Annotated in this window: 18 protein-coding genes; 9 read left to right on the plus strand and 9 right to left on the minus strand. The window is 68.2% G+C overall.

What is annotated here, in order from left to right:
• The first annotated feature begins 109 nt into the window (after window positions 1-109).
• The gene (locus ACZ5IQ_RS28145; protein WP_212807640.1) at window positions 110-580 is read left to right on the plus strand and encodes an SRPBCC family protein; all 471 of its coding nucleotides are present in this window, start codon (window positions 110-112) and stop codon (window positions 578-580) included.
• Between the two features lie 13 nt (window positions 581-593).
• Here ACZ5IQ_RS28145 and ACZ5IQ_RS28150 read toward each other — a convergent pair whose 3' ends face one another.
• The 3 genes from ACZ5IQ_RS28150 to ACZ5IQ_RS28160 all read right to left on the minus strand — a co-directional run bounded on the left by ACZ5IQ_RS28150 (window position 594) and on the right by ACZ5IQ_RS28160 (window position 3007).
• A complete protein-coding gene (locus ACZ5IQ_RS28150; protein ID WP_212807641.1) occupies window positions 594-1415 on the minus strand; it encodes a class I SAM-dependent methyltransferase in 822 nt (273 codons plus the stop codon).
• Between the two features lie 63 nt (window positions 1416-1478).
• Window positions 1479-2498, minus strand: coding sequence for an NAD-dependent epimerase/dehydratase family protein (locus tag ACZ5IQ_RS28155; RefSeq protein ID WP_212807642.1), 1020 nt, complete (start codon window positions 2496-2498; stop codon window positions 1479-1481).
• Entirely contained in the window at window positions 2495-3007 is a 513-nt protein-coding gene (locus tag ACZ5IQ_RS28160; protein WP_212807643.1) for a nuclear transport factor 2 family protein, read from the minus strand. The genes ACZ5IQ_RS28155 and ACZ5IQ_RS28160 overlap by 4 nt, the downstream gene beginning before the upstream one ends.
• Before the next feature lie 92 nt (window positions 3008-3099).
• Between ACZ5IQ_RS28160 and msrA the strand changes: the two genes are divergently transcribed.
• Complete coding sequence (gene msrA / locus ACZ5IQ_RS28165; protein ID WP_212807644.1) at window positions 3100-3603, plus strand: peptide-methionine (S)-S-oxide reductase MsrA; 504 nt, start codon at window positions 3100-3102, stop codon at window positions 3601-3603.
• Between the two features lie 48 nt (window positions 3604-3651).
• Here the strand turns inward: msrA and ACZ5IQ_RS28170 are convergent, their stop codons facing one another.
• Together ACZ5IQ_RS28170 and ACZ5IQ_RS28175 are read right to left on the minus strand one after the other, a co-directional pair.
• On the minus strand, window positions 3652-4467 hold the full coding sequence (locus tag ACZ5IQ_RS28170) for an alpha/beta fold hydrolase (protein WP_212807645.1): 816 nt from the start codon (window positions 4465-4467) through the stop codon (window positions 3652-3654).
• 9 nt (window positions 4468-4476) lie between these two features.
• On the minus strand, window positions 4477-5820 hold the full coding sequence (locus ACZ5IQ_RS28175; RefSeq protein ID WP_212807646.1) for a cytochrome P450: 1344 nt from the start codon (window positions 5818-5820) through the stop codon (window positions 4477-4479).
• A 102-nt stretch (window positions 5821-5922) separates the two neighbouring features.
• Here ACZ5IQ_RS28175 and ACZ5IQ_RS28180 point away from each other — a divergent pair, with 102 nt between their 5' ends.
• Window positions 5923-6549 (plus strand): TetR/AcrR family transcriptional regulator, encoded by a 627-nt coding sequence (locus tag ACZ5IQ_RS28180; protein WP_212807647.1) that lies wholly within the window; start codon window positions 5923-5925, stop codon window positions 6547-6549.
• Here ACZ5IQ_RS28180 and ACZ5IQ_RS28185 read toward each other — a convergent pair.
• Window positions 6526-7095, minus strand: a complete 570-nt coding sequence (locus tag ACZ5IQ_RS28185; protein ID WP_212807648.1) for a TetR/AcrR family transcriptional regulator — start codon at window positions 7093-7095, stop codon at window positions 6526-6528. The genes ACZ5IQ_RS28180 and ACZ5IQ_RS28185 overlap by 24 nt on opposite strands.
• Window positions 7096-7150: 55 nt before the next feature.
• Between ACZ5IQ_RS28185 and ACZ5IQ_RS28190 the strand changes: the two genes are divergently transcribed.
• On the plus strand, window positions 7151-7699 hold the full coding sequence (locus ACZ5IQ_RS28190; RefSeq protein WP_406774499.1) for a nicotinamidase: 549 nt from the start codon (window positions 7151-7153) through the stop codon (window positions 7697-7699).
• Between the two features lie 26 nt (window positions 7700-7725).
• Here the strand turns inward: ACZ5IQ_RS28190 and ACZ5IQ_RS28195 are convergent, their stop codons facing one another.
• The gene (locus ACZ5IQ_RS28195) at window positions 7726-8526 is read right to left on the minus strand and encodes an enoyl-CoA hydratase/isomerase family protein (protein ID WP_318984021.1); all 801 of its coding nucleotides are present in this window, start codon (window positions 8524-8526) and stop codon (window positions 7726-7728) included.
• A gap of 55 nt (window positions 8527-8581) precedes the next feature.
• On the opposite strand from ACZ5IQ_RS28195, the gene ACZ5IQ_RS28200 reads away from it, so the two are divergent.
• From ACZ5IQ_RS28200 to ACZ5IQ_RS28215, 4 genes are all read left to right on the plus strand, one after another.
• Window positions 8582-9040 (plus strand): MarR family winged helix-turn-helix transcriptional regulator, encoded by a 459-nt coding sequence (locus ACZ5IQ_RS28200; RefSeq protein ID WP_406774498.1) that lies wholly within the window; start codon window positions 8582-8584, stop codon window positions 9038-9040.
• Window positions 9037-9846, plus strand: a complete 810-nt coding sequence (locus ACZ5IQ_RS28205) for an ATP-binding cassette domain-containing protein (protein WP_406774497.1) — start codon at window positions 9037-9039, stop codon at window positions 9844-9846. Before ACZ5IQ_RS28200 ends, ACZ5IQ_RS28205 begins: the two co-directional genes overlap by 4 nt.
• A 58-nt stretch (window positions 9847-9904) precedes the next feature.
• Window positions 9905-10645 carry an ABC transporter permease gene (locus ACZ5IQ_RS28210; RefSeq protein ID WP_212814504.1) on the plus strand — a complete coding sequence of 247 codons (741 nt, stop codon included), beginning with the start codon at window positions 9905-9907 and terminating at the stop codon, window positions 10643-10645.
• A gap of 122 nt (window positions 10646-10767) precedes the next feature.
• Window positions 10768-11841 (plus strand): cellulase family glycosylhydrolase, encoded by a 1074-nt coding sequence (locus ACZ5IQ_RS28215; RefSeq protein ID WP_318984024.1) that lies wholly within the window; start codon window positions 10768-10770, stop codon window positions 11839-11841.
• Between the two features lie 25 nt (window positions 11842-11866).
• On the opposite strand, the gene ACZ5IQ_RS28220 is transcribed toward ACZ5IQ_RS28215, so the two are convergent.
• Both ACZ5IQ_RS28220 and treS read right to left on the minus strand, forming a co-directional pair.
• A complete protein-coding gene (locus tag ACZ5IQ_RS28220; protein WP_212807654.1) occupies window positions 11867-13132 on the minus strand; it encodes a maltokinase N-terminal cap-like domain-containing protein in 1266 nt (421 codons plus the stop codon).
• Window positions 13132-14871, minus strand: a complete 1740-nt coding sequence (gene treS / locus ACZ5IQ_RS28225) for a maltose alpha-D-glucosyltransferase (RefSeq protein ID WP_212807655.1) — start codon at window positions 14869-14871, stop codon at window positions 13132-13134. The genes ACZ5IQ_RS28220 and treS overlap by 1 nt, the downstream gene beginning before the upstream one ends.
• 38 nt (window positions 14872-14909) lie before the next feature.
• Between treS and ACZ5IQ_RS28230 the strand changes: the two genes are divergently transcribed.
• Window positions 14910-15710 (plus strand): HugZ family pyridoxamine 5'-phosphate oxidase, encoded by an 801-nt coding sequence (locus ACZ5IQ_RS28230; protein WP_212807656.1) that lies wholly within the window; start codon window positions 14910-14912, stop codon window positions 15708-15710.
• The last annotated feature ends 2 nt before the right edge of the window (window positions 15711-15712 follow it).

A 15712-nucleotide genomic window follows, 5' to 3' on the forward strand; every position in this document is an offset into this window, starting at 1 on the left:
TATCGCCGGGATACCCCGAAACGGTTACCGCAAAGATCGAGCATTCTTGTTGCGCCACCGACAATTACCGCTTGCCCAACCCCAGGACGGTCTGTCTACGATCAGCGCCATGACCGCACAGGGACCCGCCTCCGTCACCGCCGCCATCGAGATCGCCGCCAGCCCGTCGGCTGTCTACGCGCTGCTGACCGATCTGCCCACCTTGGCCTCGCTCGCCGAGGAGGCACACACCATGGAGTGGCAGAAGGGGTCCTCGGCGGTACCCGGTTCGGTGTTCAAGGGACACAACCGCAACGGCTCGAAGACCTGGACGACCAGCTGCACCGTCACCGAAGCCGAGCCGGGCAAGACGTTCGGCTTCGCCGTGAAGTCCTCGATCGTGCCCATCGCGCACTGGCGCTACGACATCACCGAGACGCCGAACGGCTGCCGGGTCACCGAGTCCACGTGGGACAACCGGCCGGGTCTGTTGAAGCTGTTCGCCGCCTCGCTCACCGGGGTCGCCGACCGGGACGCGGCCAACGCCGAGAACATCCGGCTGACGCTCGAGCGGCTGAAGGCCCGCGCCGAGGCCGCCTGACCGGGCCGGGCGGTCAGCCCCACGAATACCGGTGGTACTGCGACATGTGGCGCATGCCGGGCACGGCGCGCATGACGGCGGCCATCACGCGCAGTCCCGTCGGCAGCAGGTTGTAGCCGTCGGGGCCGAGGGCGGACTCCCATGACAGCAGCCGCAGTCCCGGCACTGCCGACAGGACGTCGTCGGGGCCGTCCATGGCCCACTTCAACGTCGCGCCCGAACGGCGCACCACGGAGTTCGTCCACTGCAGCTTCACACCGAGCCGGCTGAAGGCATCGAATTGCAGTTCCCCACTTGGGAAATGCGCCACGATGCGACGGAACAGTGCCTGACCGTCGGCCTCGCTGAGGTACATCGTGAGGCCCTCGGCCAGCATCAGTACCGGGCGGTCGGCCGGGATGCCGGCGAGCCACGCCGGGTCCGTCACCGATGCCGGGACGATGTGGCAGTGCTCGCGGGCCGGGTAAAGCTGACGGCGCAGCTCGGCGACCTCCGGGTAGTCGATGTCGTACCAGTCGACGCCGGGTCCCGGGTCCAGCCGGTAGTGTCGGCTGTCCAGTCCGCAACCCAGGTGCAGCACAACGGCTTCCGGGTAAACGGCCAGGAACTGCCGGGCCGTCTTGTCGAAGTAGGCCGACCGCAGCGTGACCCCCGGCGACCTGGCGGCCGTGATCGTGGTCTGCGACCAGTCGTAGTCGATGCGGGCGACGACATCGCGGGCGTAGGTGTCGTGCAGCACCGACTTCGGCAGGTCGGCGTCCAGTGCCTTGGCGTACAGCGTGGCCAGCATGGTCTGCGGTGCCCCGGTCAGGTCCACCTGCAATCTGTCCGTCATGGCTTCGACGCTAGCCGCGGTAGGCCTTGCCGCGCCACGACTTAACGCTGCACGGCGCGTTGTTCAGCCCCGGGATTTCTGGGCCTGCCGAGCCTTTCGCAGGCCCACCCAGAACCGCGCCGCTTCCCGCACCGCGTCCTCGACGGGCCTTGGCTCCCAGCCCAATTCAGCCCTCGCCTTGCTGCAGTCGACGGGCGCCTCAGCGCGCATCAGTCGCAGTGACGCCAGCGACATGTGTTCGTCGGTGCCCTTGAGCCGGCCTTTGACGGTGCCCAGGGTGGCGAGTGTGTACGTCACCGGCAGCGGCAGCGACTTGGCCGGCGCCGGCACCCCGGCCTCGGCCGCGGCGATGCGCGCCACCTCGGCATTGCTGATCATCTTGTCGGAGATCAGGTATCGCTCACCGGGCCGGCCCTTGTCGGCGGCCAGGATCAGCGCGCGGGCGGCGTCGTTGACGTCGACCGCTTCCAGCTCGATGCCGCTCATCACGAACGGCAGCTTCCCGAACGCGGCGCCGGCGATGATGGCGCCGTGCGGCGTACGGCCCCAGTCCGTTCCGCCGTACGTGGTGGACACACACATCGCGACGGCCGGCAGCCCGCGTTCCCGGGCGTACTGCAGCACCAGTTTCTCGGCCTGCACGCGCGACCGCACGTACGGCGGCAGCGTGCGCTCGTCGGCGATGTCGTCCTCGGTGGAGACGAAGCCGCGCTTGCGCCCCACCGTGGCGTAGCTGCTCGTGAAGACGAATTTCCTTAGGCCCGACGCGATTTCGGGTTCAACCGCGACGTCCAGCACATTGCGGGTGCCCTCGACGTTGGTGCGGAACAACGGCGACGGATCCCGGAGCCAGCCGCGGGTGTCGACGACGCAGTAGTAGATGACGTCGGCGCCGGTCATCGCGGCCCGCAGGGTGTCGTTGTCCCAGATGTCGCCCTCGTAGCGGGTGACGGCGAGGTCGTCGATGCCGATGGTGTTGGCACCGGCCCGAACCATGACCCGCACGTCCTCCCCGGCCGCCACCAGCTGCCGGGTGACGTGCGAGCCGAGATAGCCGTTGGCCCCGATGACAAGCGACGTCATCGGCGTCCCCTACCGCCGAACTTCTGCATCCACTCCTCGGCCACCTCCGGCAGCGTGCCCAGCGCTTCGGCCTTCTTGCACCACGCCATGGTGGCCTCGAGGAACTTCATGGGGTTGTAGATGTCTTCCTGCTTGCTCCACAGGCCGTCGCCCGCGTACGTCATGATCGAGATGTTGGTGGCGCCGATGATGGTGCCGTCGCCGGGATCGCGCATGGGGTTGTCGAGCTCGCAGATGACCCGACCGGTCGCCTCGTCGTACACCTTCCACAGCGACGGGAACGACGTCATGTAGCTGCCGGGGAAGTTCTCCATGGTGTTCCAGATCCAGGGCCGCACCTCCTCGCGGCCGTGCATGGTGCCCATGGCGTGTTCGATGTACAGCACGTCCTCGGTGTAGTGGTCGGTCCACGGATCCCAGTCGCGCGTCTGGGCGGCGCGGTCCACGGTCTGCTCGAAGACGTCGAATGCCGCGATGAGTTCGTCGCGACTGAAGGTGTTGCCCGTCACAGGAAAACTAGAACACGTTCTAGTGACGTTTGTCGAGCACTTGCGCACTCGCCGGGAGTTCGGTTCGCTGGAATCAAAGCGAGGAGGCGTACATGACCGACACTGCGACCGCGATCCTGGCGGGCGGCTGCTTCTGGGGGATGCAGGACCTGATCCGCAAGCAGCCGGGTGTGCTCAAGACCCGGGTCGGTTACACCGGCGGGACCAACGATCACCCGACCTACCGCAACCACCCCGGCCACGCCGAGGCCGTCGAGATCATCTACGACCCCAGCCAGACCGACTATCGGGCGCTCCTGGAGTTCTTCTTCCAGATCCACGACCCGTCGACCGTCAACCGGCAGGGCAACGACGTCGGCACCAGCTACCGCTCGGCGATCTTCTACACCGACGACGAGCAGAAGCGCATCGCCGAAGACACCATCGCCGACGTCGACGCCTCGGGTCTGTGGCCCGGCAAGGTGGTCACCGAGGTGACGCCGGCCGTCCCGTTCTGGGAGGCCGAGCCGGAGCACCAGGACTACCTGGAGCGCATCCCCAACGGCTACACCTGCCACTTCCCGCGGCCGGGCTGGAAACTGCCCAAACGAGCGTGATTTGTGCACGATTTTCCGCGCGGGCCGCGGAAAATCGTGCACAAATCGCTAGGTGGCGGCGCGCTCGGCGATCAGCCGGGCCACGAGCTCGGGGTGCTGGTCCGGCAACCAGTGGTTTGCGCCTTCGACGATCTCGAACTTGTACGGCGCGTGGACGAACTGCTCGGTCAGCAGGGCACCCTTGCGGCCGAGCGCGATGTCGCCGTCGCTCCAGATGTATGTGGTCGGCCGCGTCACCGGGATGAACGCCGATTTCGGGTTCACGAACGGCATGGCGCGGTACCAGTTGAGTGCGGTGGTCAGGGCCCCGCTGTCGAACACCTCGGCCCGCGTGACAGCCAGCGCCTCATCGGTCATTCCGCTGCGCGGCATCGCCAACTGCGCGAACCGTTCGCCGAGCCACGGCAGCTGGAAGATCAGCATGTAGTACGAGTGCAGCGCCTGCGTCCCGACGGCCATCGCCTTCAGGAAGGCACCGGTATGGGGCACCGACACCGCGGTGAGGGTGCGCACCAGCTCGGGTTTGGTCGCCGTCAGCGCCCAGGCGATCGCGGCGCCCCAGTCATGCCCGACCACGTGCACCGGCCCGCCGACCAACTCGATCAGCGCGGCGACGTCGTCGGTCAGTTTGGGGATCGTGTACTGCCGCCGGCCCTTCGGCCGGGCACCGGGCGAGTAGCCGCGCTGATTGGGCGCCAGCGTCCGGAAACCGTTGGCATGCAACAGCTCCGACACGGCAGTCCAGGACTCGGCGGTCTGCGGGAAGCCGTGCAACAACACCACGACATCGCCGTCGACGGGGCCGGAGTCGACCACGTCGAAGGTCAGTCCGTCATGGCGGTACTGCGTAATCCGTTCGGTCACAGCATGAACCTACAGCGGGGTGACCCGCCGGCGTAAGGTCACGCGGCCGCCGTCTTTGGGCGTGTAGGCCACACCCCGCGAGAAGACCTTCTCCCCCGGCGCGCTGCTGACCTGAATGGCGAAGTGCCGCAACACCGTCCGCAGCACCACGTCCATCTCGACCTGCGCGAACACCGCCCCGACGCAGCGCCGGGTACCGCCGCCGAACGGCAGGAACGCCAGCGGCGGACGGCGCCCGAGGAAGCGCTCCGGGTCGAACCGCTCCGGATCGGCGAATTCCTTTGCGTCCTCGTGCATGTGGTCGATGGCGACGATGATCGAGAAGCCCCGCGGGATGACCCATTCCCCGAGCTGGAAGGTCGGCGCGTACACGTGCCGGCCGGCGAAGTCGATGATGGTGCGGATGCGTTGCACCTCGAGGATGGTCGCCTGGCGGTACTCGTCGGTGTCACCGGCTGCCACCTCGTCTTCGAGACGGCGCAGCACCTCGGGGTGGCGGGAGATCCGTTCGAAGACCCACGCCATGGTGGCCGCGGTGGTTTCGTGGCCGGCGGCCAGCAGTGTCAGCAGTTCGTCGGCGATGTCGCTGCGGGACATCGCCGTTCCGTCCTCGTAGGTGCTGCGCAGCAGCAGCGCCAGCACGTCGTCGCGGCTGTCGAGATCAGGGTCGGCCGCGACCGTGTCGATGAGTCTGCCGACGACCTCGTCGTACCGGCGCCGGTATTCGGCGAGCCGGCCCCACGGCGTGAAGCGGCCGTAGGTGCGCGGCGGCATGGGCAGCACCGCCAGTCGCGACCCCAGGGTGACCCACGGCGGGATGATGCGCCGTAGCTCGTCGAGGTGGTGACCGTCGGCGCCGAACACCGCGCGCAGGATGGCGTTGAGGGTGATGTGCATCATCGGTTCGAGCGTGGGGAACGACTTCCCCTCGGGCCAGGACGCCGCCGCACGCAGCGTCTCCTCTTCGAAGATGCGCTCGTAATTCTTGATGCTCTTGCCGTGGAACGGCGGGGTCAGCAGCTTGCGGCGCAGCCGGTGCTCGGAACCGTCGAGCGCGAACACCGATCCGCTGCCGAGGACGCGGGACAGGTTCGGCTGGATGTTGCCGACGTCGGCGGGGTTCGCGGCGAACACCTGCTTGGCCAACTGGGGGTCGGTCACCATGACGGCGCGGCCGAAAACCGGTGCATCACAGGTGAATACCGGACCGAGTCGCGGCACCATCCGGTTGACGAACCGGCGCCGATTGGTCGCGAACGCGACCCCTTGAAGAATCTTGGGCACTCCGGTCGCCGGTGGCAGATGGATCGCCGGGGCGCACTCGGTGAGTTCAGCGGTGACGGTTTCGGTCATGGCACGCTCCAAACCACTGTTTACGCGGTACCACGGTGTACCGCGTGGTTATCCGGTACGGTACCGGCTGGTACCAAAGGTGACAAGGGTTTTGGGAGAGCGATGGCAGGCAGCGAGGTCAACGCGGCCCAGACGGCTCCGCAGCCGTTCCGCGGGCGGCTGCTCGACGGGCTCGCCACCTCCCTGGAGACCCGGGGCTACCGCGACACCACCGTCGCCGACATCGTCCGGAACGCCAAGACCTCCAAGCGCACCTTCTACGACCAGTTCGCCAGCAAGGAAGAGTGCTTCGTCGAACTGCTGCGCTCCAACAACGACGACCTCATCGCCCGGATCCGCGCCGCCATCGATCCCGATGCCGACTGGGAGCAGCAGGTGCGCAACGCGGTCGACGCGTACGTCGCGCACATCGCCTCCCGGCCCGCGATCACCTTGAGCTGGATCCGGGAGGCGCCGGCGCTCGGTGACGCCGCGCTGCCACTCAATCGCCTGGCCATGGAGCATCTCACCGACATGGTCGTCGACCTCACCAGTGGTTCGGGGTTCCAGCGTGCCGGCATCGCCCCGATCGACCGGCCGGTGGCCCTGATCCTGCTCGGCGGTCTCCGCGAACTCACCGCACTGCTCGTCGAGGACGGCCGCGACGTCGCAGAGCTCACCGAACCTGCTGTCACCGCCGCGCTCGCGATGCTGGGCACCCGATCGTCAGCGCAGCATCAGCCGCGCTGACTTCTCCAGCCGCGCGGCGATCTCGTCGTACGACGTGAACCCCATGCCGGCCCGGACCAGCGCGCCCGAATAGAGCATCTCCAGCGACTCGATGACATCGTCGTCGACGTCCGGACCGAGCGCCGCGGCCAGTCGGGAGCGGATATCCGCGGCGATGCGCTGCCGCAGCACCTCGACGTCGGGGTCGCGGCCCAGCAGCGCGTTGGTGACGGCGCCGGCGAACTCCGGCTCGTCGATCACCAGTAGTGCGATGTGCCGCAGCACCTCGGTCACCCGCGTGGCAGGATCGTCGGAGTCATGCGCCGCGGGCGGCGACGACGCCAGGCGACGCCAGAACACCTCGGCGACCAGGTGTTCCTTCGACGAGAAGTAGGTGTAGGCCGTCGCCGCGCCGACACCGGCGTCGGCCGCGACCCGGCGGACCGTCAGCCCCGCGAAGCCTTCGCGGCGCAACAGGTCGAGCGCGGCACGGCTCAGCCGGTCGACCGTATCGGCCTGTTTGGCCGTCAACCGGCGCCGGGTGGGCTCAAGCGCCTGTTCAGACACGTGTCCGGACGCTACGGCAACGGGCGAACCGCAGCAAGCGGTCTACCGTGGACACATGCGGGCGTTGATCGTCGTCGACGTGCAGAACGACTTCTGCGAAGGGGGTTCCCTCGCGGTGTGCGGTGGCGGTGAAGTGGCCCGCGCGATCAGCGATCTGCTGGCCCGGCGCGAGTACGACCACGTCGTCGCCACGGCCGACCATCACATCGACCCGGGCGCGCATTTCTCCGACCAGCCCGACTACGTGACGTCGTGGCCGCCGCACTGCGTCGCCGGGACACCGGGCGCGCAGTTCCACCCGGAGCTCGACGTTTCCACGGTCGAGGCGGTGTTCCGCAAGGGCCCGTACTCCGCGGCCTACAGCGGGTTCGAAGGCGAGGACGAAAGCGGCACCACACTGGCGGACTGGCTGCGCACCCGCGGCGTCGACGAGGTCGACGTGGTCGGCATCGCCACCGACTACTGCGTCAAGGCCACGGCGGCCGACGCCGCCGACGCCGGGTTCCGCACCCGCGTCCTGCTCGATTACACCGCCGGGGTATCGGCCGAAAGCACGACGAATGCCGTTGCCGCCCTGAGAGATTCCGGTGTGACGGTCGCCTGAGGCACTTCCCGTCGCTCCGCTCGCCCCTAACGCGTCGGATCCACCGGCCGGCCCGACCACCGCGGCAACCGCCCGGCCTGCAGCGCCCGCACGCCCTCCTTGGCGTCGTCATGCGCCATCACCGCGAGATGAATCTCGGTCTCCCGCCGGCCCACCTCGTCGCGCGACAGGTCGAACGAGTCCCAGAGCAGCCGCTTGCTGGCGGCCACCGACATCGGCGCGGTGTTGTCCGCAATGTCGTGGGCCACCGCCAGCGCGGCCGGCAGCACCTCATCAGCGGGCAGCACGCGGCTCGCGATGCCGAGCTCCGCGGCGCGGCGGCCGTCGAAAGTCGTTCCGGTCAACAGGATTTCCGCGGCCCGGGCGATGCCGACCAATCGCGGCAATGCCCAATGCGAGTAGGCGTCCCCCACCACCCCGCGGCGCACCTGCACGACGCCGTAGCGGGCGTCGGCGGCGAAAATCCGGATATCGCACTGCAGCGCCAGGGTGAGCCCCAGCCCGATGGCGTGCCCGTTGACCGCCGCGATCACCGGCTTGCTCAACGACCACGCCGGAACCGGGATGCCGGCCGCACTGAACTCCGGGCCCGGCGCCGCGAACGTCTCGTCACCCGCGGCCAGGTCGGCCCCGGCGCAGAACGCCGGTGGCGCCCCGGTCAGCACGACGGCACGCACGTCGTCTGCCTGGTCGCACCGGGTGTAGGCGTCGGCGAGTTCTTCCCGCATCCCGTCACCAAAGGCGTTGCGCCGCTCGGGCCGGTTCAGCGTCAGCGTCACCACACCGCCGTCGAAGCCGGTCAGCAGCGTGCGGTATGCGGGGAACACCGCCCGAGTAAACCACGATTCTGCAATACCTCTGTAACAGAGCTATTGTTGAGACGTGCCCGCCCACACCGCTCCCGTCCCGGACCTCACGACCGACCTGTTCCACACGGTCGGCACGTTCCGCCGGCAGTTGCGCCGGACCGCCGGCGGGAGCTTCGCGGGCGTCACCCAGTCGCAGGCCGAACTGCTCAGACTCGTCGGCCGCCGGCCCGGCATCTCGGTTCGGGAAGCCGCACAGGAGTTGGGCCTGGCCGCCAACACCGCGTCGACCCTGGTCTCCAAGCTGGTCACCGACAACCTCCTGGTCCGCACCGTCGACCCCGACGACCGCCGCATCGGGCGCCTCCGGCTGACCGAGCCGGCCCAGCAGCTCGCCGATCAGACCAGTGCCTCCCGCCGGGCCGCCCTCGATGTCGTGCTCAATCAGCTCAGCACCGAGCAAATCGATGATCTGTCAAGGGGTTTGACCGTCCTGGCCGAGATGACCCGAATGCTCCAGGAGAGCCAGCCATGAGTACTCCCGCAATCGAATGCGATCACGTCACGCACTGCTACGGCGATTTCACCGCCGTCGACGACCTGAGCCTCACCGTCGACGTCGGGGAAACCATGGGACTGCTCGGCCCCAACGGCGCCGGCAAGACCACCCTGGTGCGCCTGCTCACCACCCTGACGCCCGTGCAGCACGGGCAGGTGCGCATATTCGGGCTCGACGCCGGCCGCCGCACCATGGATATCCGCCAGAACCTCGGCTATGTGCCGCAACAACTCTCGATCGAATCCGCCCTCACCGGACGCCAGAACGTCGACCTGTTCGCGCGGCTGTACGACATACCGCGCCGCGAGCGCCGCGACAGGGTCGACGACGCGCTGCGCGCCATGCAGCTGCTCGACGTCGCCGACCGGCCCGCCAAGACCTACTCGGGCGGCATGGTTCGGCGACTCGAGCTGGCGCAGGCCCTGGTGAACCGGCCGTCGCTGCTGATCCTCGATGAACCCACCGTCGGCCTGGATCCCATTGCGCGCGACAGTGTCTGGACCCAGGTGGCGAACATGCAGCGGGAGTTCGGCATGACGGTCCTGCTCACCACGCACTACATGGAGGAAGCCGACGCGTTGTGCGACCGGGTTGCCCTCATGCACCACGGCGTCTTGCAGGCCGTCGGGTCGCCCACCGATCTGAAGGCGTCGCTCGGTCCGGCTGCCACGCTCGAGGACGTGTTCCGGCACTACGCCGGGTCCGACCTGTCCGGGGACGACGACCGCCAGACCTTGAAGGACGTCCGCGCTGGAAGGAGGACTGCCCGTCGTGTCAGTTGACGTCGAACTCGTCGCCGCACCGCGCGGCGCCAGGCGCATCGGCGGGCTCGCCCGCCGGATGGGCGCCTTCGCTCTGGTCGAGTTGCAGAAGCTGCGCTACGACCGCACCGAGTTGGTCACGCGGACAATCCAGCCCGCCCTGTGGCTGCTGATCTTCGGCCAGACCTTCTCGCGGCTGCATGTCATCAACACCGGCAGTGTGCCGTACCTGTCGTTCCTGGCGCCGGGGATCATCGCCCAGTCGGCGCTGTTCATCTCGATCTTCTACGGCATCCAGATCGTCTGGGACCGCGATGCCGGCATCCTGGCCAAACTGATGGTGACCCCGTCGCCGGCCTCGGCGCTGATCACCGGCAAGGCGTTCGCGGCGGGAGTCCGCTCGATAGCGCAGGTGATCGGAGTTCTGGTGATCGCCCTGCTGATGGGCATCCATCTCAGCTTCAACCCGCTGCACATCCTGGCCGCCATGGCGGTGGTGATGCTCGGGTCGGCGTTCTTCGCTTGTCTGTCAATGACTCTGGCGGGCCTGGTCCGCAACCGCGACCGCCTGATGGGCATCGGCCAGGCCATCACCATGCCGCTGTTCTTCGCCTCCAACGCGCTGTATCCGGTGGACATCATGCCGGGCTGGCTGCGCGCGCTCTCCACCGTCAACCCGCTGTCGTACGAAGTGAACGCGCTGCGCTCGCTCCTGCTGGGCACGCCCGGCCACACCCTGCTGGACATCGCGGTCCTGGCCGTCGCCGCGGTGGTGGGCATCGCTGCGGCCTCGGCCCTGCTGCGCCGCCTGGTGCGGTGACGAACGCTGCGGCATTGGTGTCGTATCGCTCGGTCCTGCCTGCTGCGGCCTGAACAGCTGTTAGGTTCAACCCATCCGGCGGGGGTCAAGATCAACAGCAGTGCCTCAGATTGGAGTAAACGTTGCGCAACGTCACCAAGATCGCTGCAGCAGTCTTCACCGTCGCGGCAGTTTCCGCCGCCGCCACCGAAACCCTGTCCAACAGCCCGGCCACCATCCCGTTCATCCCGACGGGCATCAGCCAGTCGGCCAGCAGCGTCGGCTTCGCCGACTCCGACGTGTATGGCATGAACGCCGACGACATCAACCACACCTTCGACCTGATGTCGGCGACGGGCGTGCGCACCGTCCGCATCATCATCCCGTGGGCAGGCATCGAGGGCACCCAGGGCAGCTTCAACTGGGGCCAGGTCGACACCGTCGTCGGGGCGGCCAACGCCCGCCACATGTCGGTGGTCGGCGCGATCGTCGCGACACCGGCCTGGGCCGTCGCACCCGGTGCCATCCCGATCAGCAGCCCGCCCGCCTCCGCCGCGGTATACGGCGATTTCGCCGGCGCGGTCGCCGCGCACTACCGGGGCCGGGTTGACGCCTACGAGATCTGGAACGAGCCCAACGCCGTGATGTCGTGGACCTCCGGCCCGCAGGGCCCGGAGCCCGCCGTCTACGCCGACATGCTCAAGGCCTCGTACCCGAAGATCAAGGCCGCCGATCGCGGCGCCGTCGTCATCGGCGGTGTCGTCGGCGCGGTCGTGTCGTTCGGCTCGCTGACCCTGGACCCCGTCACCTTCATCCAGCGCATGTACGCCGCCGGCGCGGCCGGTTCGTTCGACGCGCTGTCGTTCCACCCGTACCACTACAACCTGAAGTTCTCGGCCGGCGCCGGCGTGCCCAACTCGCCGCTCAGCCAGACCGACGGCATCCACCAGGCCATGGCCGCCAACGGTGACGGCGGCAAGAAGATCTGGGCCACCGAGTACGGCGAGCCCAACTCGGCTGTCGACGAGGCCACGCAGGCCGACTACATCCGCGACTTCCTGGCCAAGTGGCGCACCCTGCCCTACGCCGGTCCGTCGTACATCTACACCACGCGCGACCGTGTCACCGGCAGCTCGAACCCCGAGGAATCCATCGGCGTCTACCGCTCCGACTGGACCCCGAAGCCGGCTCAGGCCGCCGTCAAGGCCATGGCCTGACGGTCATCGTCGGCGGTTGGTACACCTAACCGCCGACGATGTTCGCGATCGCTCCCAGCGGCAGGTCCAGCCAGTGCGGCCGGTGCCGGGCCTCGTATCCGGCTTCGTACACCGCCTTGTCGAGCTCGTAGGCGGCGAGCAGTTCCGCGTCGGGCTCGGCACCGCCGGCCTCGGCATAGCCTGTGCAGAACGCCGCCCGGTTGCGGTCGGCCCATTCCCTCGCACGCGCCGCGAGTTGCTTGCGGCGCTGCTCGTTGCCGCCGCCCTCGGTCAGCCGCTGGAACGCCGCGTACTGATAGGACCGCAGCATTCCGGCGACGTCCCGCAGCGGTGAGTCGGGTACCCGGCGCTGATCCAGTGACTGCCCGGGTTCGCCTTCGAAGTCGATCAGCAGCCAGGTCTCGGGGGTGCGCAGCACCTGGCCGAGATGCAGGTCGCCGTGAATCCGTTGCACCGTGATCGGCTGCCCCTCGAGCGCGCGGTAGCGACCCTCGATGGCCGCGGCGTACTCGCGGACCTGTGGCACCGACGCGGTCACCGCGGCCAGCCGCTCCAGCATCGTCTCGACCGGAAACAGCGCCGTGGCCGTGCCCAGTTCAGCGGCCAGCGTCGCGTGCACCGCGGCGACGGACTGCCCGAGCCGCTCCGATTCTCCCGCGAAGTCGCCGCCGACCTCGTTGGCATACAGGTCGCCCTCGGCGTAGAGGTCCCGGGTACTGGCGACTGCCATGTCCCAGCCCTCGGCGGCGTTGTCGGCGAAGCGGGCCAGCATGCCCAGCGCCGTCTCCGGTCCGCCGTCCAACGACATCGTCCCCAGCAGCGGCGCCACATGCGGGCTGCCGGCGCGGCTCAGCACCCGGGTCAGCTCGATGTCGGGATTCACGCCGGATGTGACGCGGCGGAACAGCTTGAGGATGGCGGCTTCGTCGAACACGACACTGGTGTTGCTCTGTTCGGCGCCCATCACGCGCGCCGTCTCGCCCGCGGGCAGCTCGGCGTCGGGCTCCGCGGCAAAGGAGACCGGACCGATCGTCGCCGAGTCGGCGATCAAGCCGAGCAGCAGGGTCGCGACTTCCGGGTCACCGAGGGCGTCACCGACCTCGCCGTCACCCTGGCGCAGCACCAGCTGGTACCGCTCGCCGGGCCCGTCGTCGTAGCTGACGTCGAGCAGCACCAGGTCGACGTCGTCGCGCAGCGCCACCACCAGCGCCGGTTCGGCGCCGGTCAGCTCCCGGTTGCGGCCGGCGTACCAGCGCTGCTGGGTCAGGTATTCGGTCAACTGTGGATCCATCACGGCTCCTCACCGACGGGCGCACGCAACGAGAACCAGTAGAAACCATGCCCGGGCAGTGTCAACAGGTAGGGCAGTTCCCCGATGCGGGGGAACTCGACCTGGCCGGTCAGTTCAACCGGCGTATAGCCGTTCCAATGCTGCAGGTTCAATTCGACCGGCTGGGGGAAACGGGACAGATTGTTGACGCACAAAACAGTGTCAGCCTCACCGTCGTCTCGCACGAGTTCGCGCACATAGGTGAGTGCCGATGGATTGGAGCCGCCGAGTTCCCGGAACGAGCCCACGGCGAACGCGTCGTGCCGCCGCCGCACCGCGAGCATGGTGCGCGTCCAGTTGAGCAGGGAGTTCGAGGTGTCGCGCTGCGCTTCGACATTCACCGCCTGGTAGCCGTACACCGGATCCTGGCTCGGCGGGACGTACAGCCGGCCGGGGTTGGCCGTGGAGAACCCCGCGTTGCGGTCGGGCGACCACTGCATCGGGGTGCGGACGCCGTCGCGGTCACCGAGCCAGATGATGTCGCCCATCCCGATCTCGTCGCCGTAGTACAACACCGGCGACCCGGGCAGCGACAACAGCAACGCGGTGAACAGTTCGGTCTGGTTGCGGTCGTTCTCCAGCAGCGGGGCCAGGCGCCGGCGGATGCCGACGTTGGCCTTCATCCGCGGGTCCTTGGCGTACTCGGAGTACATGTAGTCGCGCTCTTCGTCGGTGACCATCTCCAACGTGAGCTCGTCGTGGTTGCGCAGGAAGATGCCCCACTGCGCCAGGTCGGGGATGGGCGGGGTCTGGGCCAGGATTTCTGAGATCGGGAACCGCGACTCCCGCCGGACCGCCATGAAAATTCTTGGCATCAGCGGGAAATGGAAGGCCATGTGGCACTCGTCGCCGCCGGTCTCCGGGTCGCCGAAGTATTCGACGACATCGGCCGGCCACTGGTTCGCCTCGGCCAGCAGGACCCGGCCCGGGAACTCGTCGTCGATCACCTTGCGGCACCGCTTGAGGAAGGCGTGCGTCTCGGGCAGGTTCTCGCAGTTGGTGCCCTGACGCTCGAACAGGTAGGGCACCGCGTCCAGCCGGAAGCCGTCGATGCCCAGGTCCAGCCAGAAGCGCAGCACATCGATCATCGCTTCCTGCACGGCCGGGTTGTCGTAGTTCAGGTCGGGCTGGTGGGAGAAGAAGCGGTGCCAGTAGAACTGTTTGCGCACGGCGTCGAAGGTCCAGTTGGACTCTTCGGTGTCGACGAAGATGACGCGCGCATCCTGGTACTTCTCGCTGGTGTCGCTCCAGACGTAGAAGTCACCGTAGGGCCCGGTGGGGTCGCGGCGGGACTCCTGGAACCACGCGTGGGTGTCGGAGGTGTGGTTCATCACCAGGTCGGTGATGACGCGGATACCGCGCCGGTGCGCGGCGTCCAGCAGGGCGACGAAGTCCTCGACGGTGCCGAACTCCGGCAGCACCTTGTAGAAGTCGCGGATGTCGTAGCCACCGTCGCGCAGCGGGGAGTCGTAGAACGGTGGCAACCAAATACAGTCGACACCAAGCCATTTCAAATAGTCGAGTCGCTCGGTGAGACCTCGGAGGTCACCTGAGCCGTCGGCGTCTGAGTCGTAGAAGGCGCGGACCAACACCTCATAGAAAACCGCGCGCTTGAACCAGGTGCGGTCCTCTGGGAGGACTCGCGCGTGTCCGAAGTCCGCGGCGCTTGGATGTTCCACGCCACCGTTGGAGGCGTCCATCGAGAACTAACGTACCCGCGCCTGGGTAGGGTGCAAACGTGGCGACACGCGATCATGGCGACCCAGGTGATGCTCCGACGATCCCGCCGCCGCTGGCCGAAATCGTCAACCCGAACCGGCCGTCGGCCGCCGAAGAGGCCCGCACCATCGCGGCCTCGACGAACACCGGCACCCTGGCAACCCTGACGGCCGACGGCGATCCGTGGGCGTCGATGGTCACCTACGGACTGCTCGGCGGCGCGCCGGTGCTGTGCGTCTCGAATCTCGCCGAGCACGGCCGCAACCTCGCCGGCGATCAGCGGGCCAGTATCTCGATCATTGCGGCCAGCACCGACAAGGATCCGCTGGCCGGTGGCCGGGTGACCCTGGCCGGACGGGTGGCGCGGCCCGAGGGGGCCGAACGTGACGCCGCCCGAGACGCCCACGTCGCGGCGGTGCCGGCCGCCAAGTACTACATCGACTACAGCGACTTCGCCTTGTGGGTGCTGCATGTCGACCGGGTCCGGTGGGTCGGCGGCTACGGCCGGATGGATTCGACGACGGGCGCGGATTACGCTGCGGCCCAGCCGGATCCGGTGACGCCCGCGGCTGCCGGGGCGATCGCGCACTTGAACGCCGACCACGCGGACTCGCTGGCGGCCATGGCCCGGGTCCTGGGCGGATACCCCGACACCGAGTCGGCGACCTGCACCGGCGCCGACCGCTACGGCCTGGATTTGCGGGTCAACACTGCGCGCGGCATGGCCTACACCCGGGTCGGATACCCGCAGCCCCTCCAGTCCATCGATGAATTACGTTCCGCGACAGTCGAATTGGCTCGGCTGTCCCGTCAGGTTTAGGA

The organism is Mycobacterium toneyamaense (assembly GCF_055384815.1).

What these genes read in the sequence shown, in the direction of transcription:
- ACZ5IQ_RS28145 (WP_212807640.1), top strand. Translation starts at nt 110, where the DNA reads ATGACCGCACAGGGACCCGCCTCCGTCACCGCCGCCATCGAGATCGCC.
- ACZ5IQ_RS28150 (WP_212807641.1), bottom strand. Translation starts at nt 1,415, where the DNA reads ATGACGGACAGATTGCAGGTGGACCTGACCGGGGCACCGCAGACCATG.
- ACZ5IQ_RS28155 (WP_212807642.1), bottom strand. Translation starts at nt 2,498, where the DNA reads ATGACGTCGCTTGTCATCGGGGCCAACGGCTATCTCGGCTCGCACGTC.
- msrA (WP_212807644.1), top strand. Translation starts at nt 3,100, where the DNA reads ATGACCGACACTGCGACCGCGATCCTGGCGGGCGGCTGCTTCTGGGGG.
- ACZ5IQ_RS28175 (WP_212807646.1), bottom strand. Translation starts at nt 5,820, where the DNA reads ATGACCGAAACCGTCACCGCTGAACTCACCGAGTGCGCCCCGGCGATC.
- ACZ5IQ_RS28180 (WP_212807647.1), top strand. Translation starts at nt 5,923, where the DNA reads ATGGCAGGCAGCGAGGTCAACGCGGCCCAGACGGCTCCGCAGCCGTTC.
- ACZ5IQ_RS28190 (WP_406774499.1), top strand. Translation starts at nt 7,151, where the DNA reads ATGCGGGCGTTGATCGTCGTCGACGTGCAGAACGACTTCTGCGAAGGG.
- ACZ5IQ_RS28205 (WP_406774497.1), top strand. Translation starts at nt 9,037, where the DNA reads ATGAGTACTCCCGCAATCGAATGCGATCACGTCACGCACTGCTACGGC.
- ACZ5IQ_RS28210 (WP_212814504.1), top strand. Translation starts at nt 9,905, where the DNA reads ATGGGCGCCTTCGCTCTGGTCGAGTTGCAGAAGCTGCGCTACGACCGC.
- ACZ5IQ_RS28220 (WP_212807654.1), bottom strand. Translation starts at nt 13,132, where the DNA reads ATGGATCCACAGTTGACCGAATACCTGACCCAGCAGCGCTGGTACGCC.
- treS (WP_212807655.1), bottom strand. Translation starts at nt 14,871, where the DNA reads ATGGACGCCTCCAACGGTGGCGTGGAACATCCAAGCGCCGCGGACTTC.